This is a genomic window from Mycetocola sp. (assembly GCF_025464835.1).
Taxonomy (GTDB): domain Bacteria; phylum Actinomycetota; class Actinomycetes; order Actinomycetales; family Microbacteriaceae; genus Mycetocola_A.
Genome location: NZ_JAODMP010000015.1, coordinates 1 through 5,862 on the forward strand (window position 1 = coordinate 1; position 5,862 = coordinate 5,862).

The 5,862-nt window shown below is 65.0% G+C and carries 8 protein-coding genes; 7 read left to right on the forward strand and 1 reads right to left on the reverse strand.

The window, feature by feature from the left end:
* From JWP90_RS02075 to JWP90_RS02100, 6 genes are all read left to right on the forward strand, one after another.
* On the forward strand, positions 1-579 hold a 579-nt coding region (locus JWP90_RS02075), incomplete at its 5' end, for a malate:quinone oxidoreductase (RefSeq protein ID WP_297359086.1).
* Between the two features lie 310 nt (positions 580-889).
* Complete coding sequence (locus JWP90_RS02080; RefSeq protein ID WP_367182657.1) at positions 890-2,035, forward strand: glycosyltransferase family 4 protein; 1,146 nt, start codon at positions 890-892, stop codon at positions 2,033-2,035.
* A 19-nt stretch (positions 2,036-2,054) separates the two neighbouring features.
* Positions 2,055-2,669 carry a thymidine kinase gene (locus JWP90_RS02085; protein WP_297359089.1) on the forward strand — a complete coding sequence of 205 codons (615 nt, stop codon included), beginning with the start codon at positions 2,055-2,057 and terminating at the stop codon, positions 2,667-2,669.
* A gap of 104 nt (positions 2,670-2,773) precedes the next feature.
* Positions 2,774-3,328, forward strand: a complete 555-nt coding sequence (locus tag JWP90_RS02090; RefSeq protein ID WP_297359091.1) for a hypothetical protein — start codon at positions 2,774-2,776, stop codon at positions 3,326-3,328.
* Positions 3,329-3,468: 140 nt separating this feature from the next.
* The gene (locus tag JWP90_RS02095) at positions 3,469-3,753 is read left to right on the forward strand and encodes a hypothetical protein (protein WP_297359093.1); all 285 of its coding nucleotides are present in this window, start codon (positions 3,469-3,471) and stop codon (positions 3,751-3,753) included.
* A gap of 125 nt (positions 3,754-3,878) precedes the next feature.
* Positions 3,879-4,886 carry a diacylglycerol kinase family protein gene (locus JWP90_RS02100; protein ID WP_297359095.1) on the forward strand — a complete coding sequence of 336 codons (1,008 nt, stop codon included), beginning with the start codon at positions 3,879-3,881 and terminating at the stop codon, positions 4,884-4,886.
* A 103-nt stretch (positions 4,887-4,989) separates the two neighbouring features.
* Here the strand turns inward: JWP90_RS02100 and JWP90_RS02110 are convergent, their stop codons facing one another.
* Positions 4,990-5,217 carry a VOC family protein gene (locus JWP90_RS02110; protein WP_297359097.1) on the reverse strand — a complete coding sequence of 76 codons (228 nt, stop codon included), beginning with the start codon at positions 5,215-5,217 and terminating at the stop codon, positions 4,990-4,992.
* A 93-nt stretch (positions 5,218-5,310) separates the two neighbouring features.
* Between JWP90_RS02110 and JWP90_RS02115 the strand changes: the two genes are divergently transcribed.
* A partial coding sequence (locus JWP90_RS02115; RefSeq protein ID WP_297359099.1) for a histidine phosphatase family protein occupies positions 5,311-5,862 on the forward strand: 552 nt, incomplete at its 3' end.

Here is a 5,862-nt window from a genome sequence, read left to right on the forward strand (position 1 = left end):
CACCTGGACGCGCGCGTCGTCAACGGAGAGTCGAGCCTGCTCTTCGGCCCGTACGCGGGCTTCAGCCCCAAGTTCCTCAAGAACGGGTCGATCCTCGACATCGTCACGCAGGTGCGACCGTCGAACCTCATCCCGATGCTCGCCGTCGCGAAGGACAACCCGAGCCTGATCACCTACCTGGTCGGTGAGCTGCTCGCCAGTAAATCGAAGAAGTTCCGTTCGCTGCAGGCCTTCATGCCGACCGCCAAGCCCGAGGATTGGTACCTCATCACGGCCGGCCAGCGCGCGCAGGTGATGAAGAAGGACGAGAAAAAGGGCGGGGTGCTGCAGTTCGGCACCGAGGTCATTGCGGCGGGCGACGGTACTATCGCAGGGCTGCTCGGGGCGTCGCCAGGGGCCTCGACGGCTGTTCCGATCATGATCGATGTGCTGAAAAAGTGCTTCCCGGACGAGTTCTCGCAGTGGGAACCGCAGATCAGTGGTTTGATCCCCAGCTACGGGATGCTCCTGAACGCGAACCCCGCGCAGGCCAGCGCTGTGCTGACGAAAACCGCCGAAGCGCTCGCCATCACCCGCTGAGAAGCGGCAGACGGAACCGGTCACTACCACCTGCCCCCGTTCGGGGGAACCCTCAGCGATTCAAATTGAGCAATGCTCACGATAGCGGGTATATTGAACCCCAACCGGAGGGTTCGGACCGTACTCCGGTCGAACCTGAGCGTCTCTGAACGCACCCGGAGGGTGACACCCCCACGTCGGTGTCAGAGGGTGATGGTTCGCTGTGGGTGCAGCAGGAATCGGTGGCGCGAGGTCCGCGCCGCTCAGCGTTTTGTACAGCTTTCCAGGGGCGATCGGCAGTCCCGGTTCCGGAGCGATCGCCTGGCATCAGGTGAATCAGCTGGTTCGCTCGGGGCACGACGTCACTCTTGTCGTGGCGAGCGTCGCCCGCGCTGTCGTCGGCATCCGATCGCTCGTCCGCTCTTTCGACCTGGCCGGGCGTCGCATCCCGGAACGCCCCCTCGGCCGTGCCCGTGCCTGTGCCTGGCACGACTGGCGCGCGCGCCGTGTGCTCGCCACCGGCCGGTTCGATGTCGTTCACACCTGGCCGCTCGCTGCAGCGCGGACCCTCGAACTCGCGCGCAGCCTCGGAGTGGTCGGCCTGAGGGAGGCGCCAGGTACGCACATCCTTCAAGCTTGCACCGCTGTCAGGCGGGAGTACTCGCTCCTCGGCCTGCAGGCCCCTGCTGCCGGTTCCCCCATCGGCGACGGCGACCGGCTCGAAGTCGAAGAGCGCGAATACGCTGCAGCCACCGCGCTCCTGGTGCCATCGGATGCCGTCGCGGACTCCTTCATGTCGCGCGGCTTCGACCGCTTCCGTCTGATCCGGCATCAGTACGGGTTCGACCCGCTAGAGATCCGCGTCCCGGTCCGCGACACGAAGCATCCGTTCACAGCTGTCTTTCTCGGCCGGTGCGCTCCCCGCAAAGGGCTCCACTACGCGCTTCGCGCGTGGCATGCGTCACCCGCGAGCGAAACCGGGCGATTGTTGATCTACGGCACCTTCGACCCGGAATACCAGGATGTCCTGCGACCGGCGCTCGCGCACCGGTCGATCACGGTCTGCGGGCCGACCGAGAAGCCCGGCGCCGCCCTCGCGAAGGCCGACGTGCTCCTTCTGCCGAGCGTTGAGGAGGGCAGCGCCCTCGTCACCTATGAAGCGCAGGGCGCCGGGGTGATCCCGCTGGTTTCGACGGCGAGCGGCGCCATGGTGGAGCACGGCGTGAACGGGCTCCTGCACGAGGCCGGCGACGTCGACGCGCTGACCGGACACATCGACCTGCTGCACAGTCAGGAGAAGGTGCGCAGGTTCCTCCGCTCGGCGGCGCTCTCCCGTGCGCAGCAGCTGACGTGGGCAGCCGCCGGGCGCGAACTGGAGCATGCTTACCGAGTGGCCCTCGACCAGCCCCTCGACCACGCCTTCGGCCGCCCGTCCGAAAGGACGCAGGGGCATTGGGACGACAGCGCCGTCTCATAGCCGCCACTAAACTCAAGCCGTGGCAAAACTCTACTTCCGCTATGGCGCGATGAACTCCGGCAAGAGCACGGCCCTCCTGCAGGCGGCGTTCAACTACGAAGAACGCGGACACCACGTTCTTCTCGCCAAACCGGCTGTGGACACCAAAGCCGACTCGAACATCGAAAGCCGGCTCGGGGTGAATCGCCCCGTCGACTTCGTGATCGAACCGGATGCCGACGTCTACGCGCTCTTCCAGCACCACCGTGCTGCGGCGCTCGCCAGGAACGGCACAGACATCAGTTGTCTTCTGCTCGACGAGGCTCAGTTCCTCACCGACGCGCAGGTGAACGACCTGCTTCGAATCGCGTTGCTCGAGGGGATCCCGGTGCTGGCCTACGGCATCCGCACCGATTTCCAGACTGTCGCGTTCCCCGGCAGCCGGCGCCTCCTCGAGGTCGCCCACACCCTCGAGGAGCTCAAGACGATCTGCCGCTGCGGCCGCAAGGCGCTGTTCAACGGGCGGAGGGTCGGCGACCGGTTCATCTTCGATGGCGACCAGGTCGCGATCGATGGCGTCGAGGTGACCTACGAGTCGCTGTGCGGGGTCTGCTACCTGCAAGAGTCGGCGGGAGCGCTCGGACCGGTTCGCTGAACCTCGAATGATCCGCGCCTGAACAGCTGTCAAGTCCCTGCCTCGCAGTAACATCCGGGCGTAGGTTCCCTGTGAACACTCACCGTTTCAAGGGAAGGACTCTCATGCCCAGCCGCAACACTCTTGTCCGAAGCATGCACGACGTCGGCCTGGCCGCCTGGTTCGGGGGGTCCCTGATGGGCGCTGTCGGACTCAACGGCGCCGCCGCCCAGGCCCGCTCCTCGGCTGAAGGACTCAAGCTTGCCTCCATCGGCTGGTGGAGGTGGTTGCCGGTCGAACTGGTGGCCATCATCATCCACGGGATCGGCGGAGCAGGCCTCATCGCGAGCAACAAGGAACGCCTGAAGAACCAGGCCGAGAGCCGCACCAACACGGCGGTCAAGCTCGGCGTCACGGTCGCCGCCGGTGCGACGACGGTGGTTTCGGGTGTGCTCGGCAAGATCATCGACGACCGTTCCAGTGAGGGAGCGGAAGGAATCACCGAACCGGCGCCCAACGCAACCGAAGGGCTGGCGACGGCGCAGCGGGTGCAGAAAGTGCTGCAGTGGATCACTCCCGTTCTCACCCTGGTGATGATCGTGCTCGGCGCTCAGCAGGGGGAGCAGCAACGCCCGGTGAAGGGATTGTTTGAGACCACGCTCAGGAACTTCCGACGCTAGTTAGCGGATCTTCACCGAGGTTGTCAAGGCTCCGGTCGATTTTGGTCCGCGGCTCACGCGCTCAATAAGCTCATCGAGGTCCCGGCAGTTGCCGGGAGATACGTCGGAAAAGTCTTCCGTCCCCTACAAAGGAGATAAAAATGTCGCACAATCCCGGCGCCGCTCGCACCGAACACACCACTACTGCTCGCCGCGTGACAGTCGAAACCAAGCCCGCATTCAAGACCACCGAGTTTTACGCGTGGATCGTCGTTTCACTCGCGATCCTGGTCGCCTCGGCCATGGTCGACAACGGCGAGGACGGTCAGGGCTTCGGCGCCGACCACGCGTGGCAGTACGTCGCATTCGTCACTGTTGCATACATCCTGAGCCGTGGCATCGCCAAGGCCGGAACTCGTGGACGCGACCGCGACGACCGCAACTAGTCGATCCTGGCCACCTGGCCGCTCAAGCGTGAAGCCGTCTCGACCCAGTCGAGGCGGCTTCACGCTTTCCAGACGTTTTTCCCTTCTCGCTTCACACACGCTCGAAAGTACAGGAAGCTGAACTCATGACGGATACGACCAACTCCACCGACGCGACCGCACCGCAAGCATCCCGGACCTCCGTCGCCGCAGTGATCTACAACCCGATCAAGGTCGACCTTGACGCCATCAAAGCCGTCGTCAGCGCCGAGCAGCAAGCTGCGGGCTGGGGCGAGACTCTCTACTTCGAGACCTCGGTCGAGGACCCAGGCCAGGGTGTCACCAGGAAAGCGGTCGAGGCCGGTGCGGACATGGTCATCGTCGCAGGAGGCGACGGCACCGTCCGCGCCGCGGCGGAGGCGATCCACGACACCGAGGCGACACTCGCACTGCTGCCGTCCGGCACGGGGAACCTCCTCGCCCGCAACCTCGACCTCACCCTCGACGACCTCGAACACTCGATCCATTCCGCATTCTCCGGCAAGAACCGGGGGGTCGACCTGGGCCTCATCGATATCCGTCACGGTGACAATTCGCTCACCAACCATGTCTTCCTCGTCATGGCCGGCCTCGGACTGGACGCAAAGATGCTCGCCAACACCGACGAGGAGTTGAAGGCGAAGGTCGGCTGGCTGGCGTACGTCGGTGCCATCTTCAAAGCGCTCACCGATAAGAACGAGCTGCGGGTGCGCTACCAGCTCGACGACAACCGGGCGAGGTCGGTGCGGGCGCACACCATCATCGTCGGCAACTGCGGGTCGCTTCAGGCGAACGTGCTGCTGCTGCCGGACGCGGCCGTGGACGACGGGCAGTTCGACATCCTCATTCTGCGGCCGGAGAACCCGTTCCACTGGATGCAGATCACGTTCAAGATCCTCTGGGAGAACGGCGTGCTGCACCGCACGAAGCTGGGTCGCAAACTGCCGAAGAAGGATATCAAGGCGCTCAACTATGTCAAGGGAACCTCGCTGACGATGCGTCTCAGCCGTGCGGAGGAGATCGAGCTCGACGGCGACGGGATGGGTACCGCCCAGGCGGTGAGGATCCGGATCAAGCCCGGGGGGCTGACCGTGCGGGTGCCGCAGGACGCGTAGCGCGGATGCCGCGGCGCACGTCAGGCGGTCTCGAGTTCCGCGATCACCGTCTTCTTCTGCTGCATCATCACCTGAATCTGCTCGGTTCGACGGGTGTGCTCGTTCATGTCGGCCGGAACGATCTGCGAACTGATCCCGAAACGATCCTTGCGCCAGCCGCATTGTTTTGACTCGGGGATGTGCGAGAGCTCGGCCGGTATCGGTCGATTTCGCCCTGGTCCCGGCAGACGAACGAGATCGACTCCTTGAAGGTGAAGAGCGGCCCACCGTCGAGGCAGCCGAAGTCGACACCGTTCAGCGTGCACTGCCCTTTCCGCACCTTGCCATTCATCCCGGCGAAGTGAGATCTTGCCTGTCGAAGATGGCCACCGGCGCCGGGCGTAGCACAGGCATCCCTCAGGAGCGCCTCAGCTACGGTGGAAGTATGACGACTATTGCCCTCGTGCGCCACGGTGAGACCGACTGGAACCGTCGCCGACGCTTGCAGGGCCGTGCCGACATCCCGTTGAACGAGACCGGTGTGCAGCAGGCGCGTGTGCTCGCCGGGAGCTTCTCACGGGAGGACTGGTCGTTCGTGCTCAGCTCGCCGCTTTCGCGTGCCTCCGCGACAGCGCGGGAGATCAGCCACGGTGCGGGCATCCCGTTCGCTGGCACGGTCGACGACCTGATCGAGCGCAGCTTCGGGCAGGCCGACGGTGCGACCGCCGAAGACATCGCCGCCAAGTGGGCGGATCGCGTCTTCCCCGATGCGGAACCCGTCGAAGATGTTCGGCGCCGTGGTGCCGCTGTCGTCGACGACCTGGTGGACCGGCATCCTGGCAACCTGATTCTCGTCTCGCACGGCGCTTTCATTCGCGCCACGGTGTCCGCACTCACCGGTGAAGACATCGGCGGAATTGCGAACGCCACCATGGTGCTGCTTTCCCGGACGGATGCCGGCCGCTGGGAAAACGTGCCGGCCGTGCTGACGGTCGCG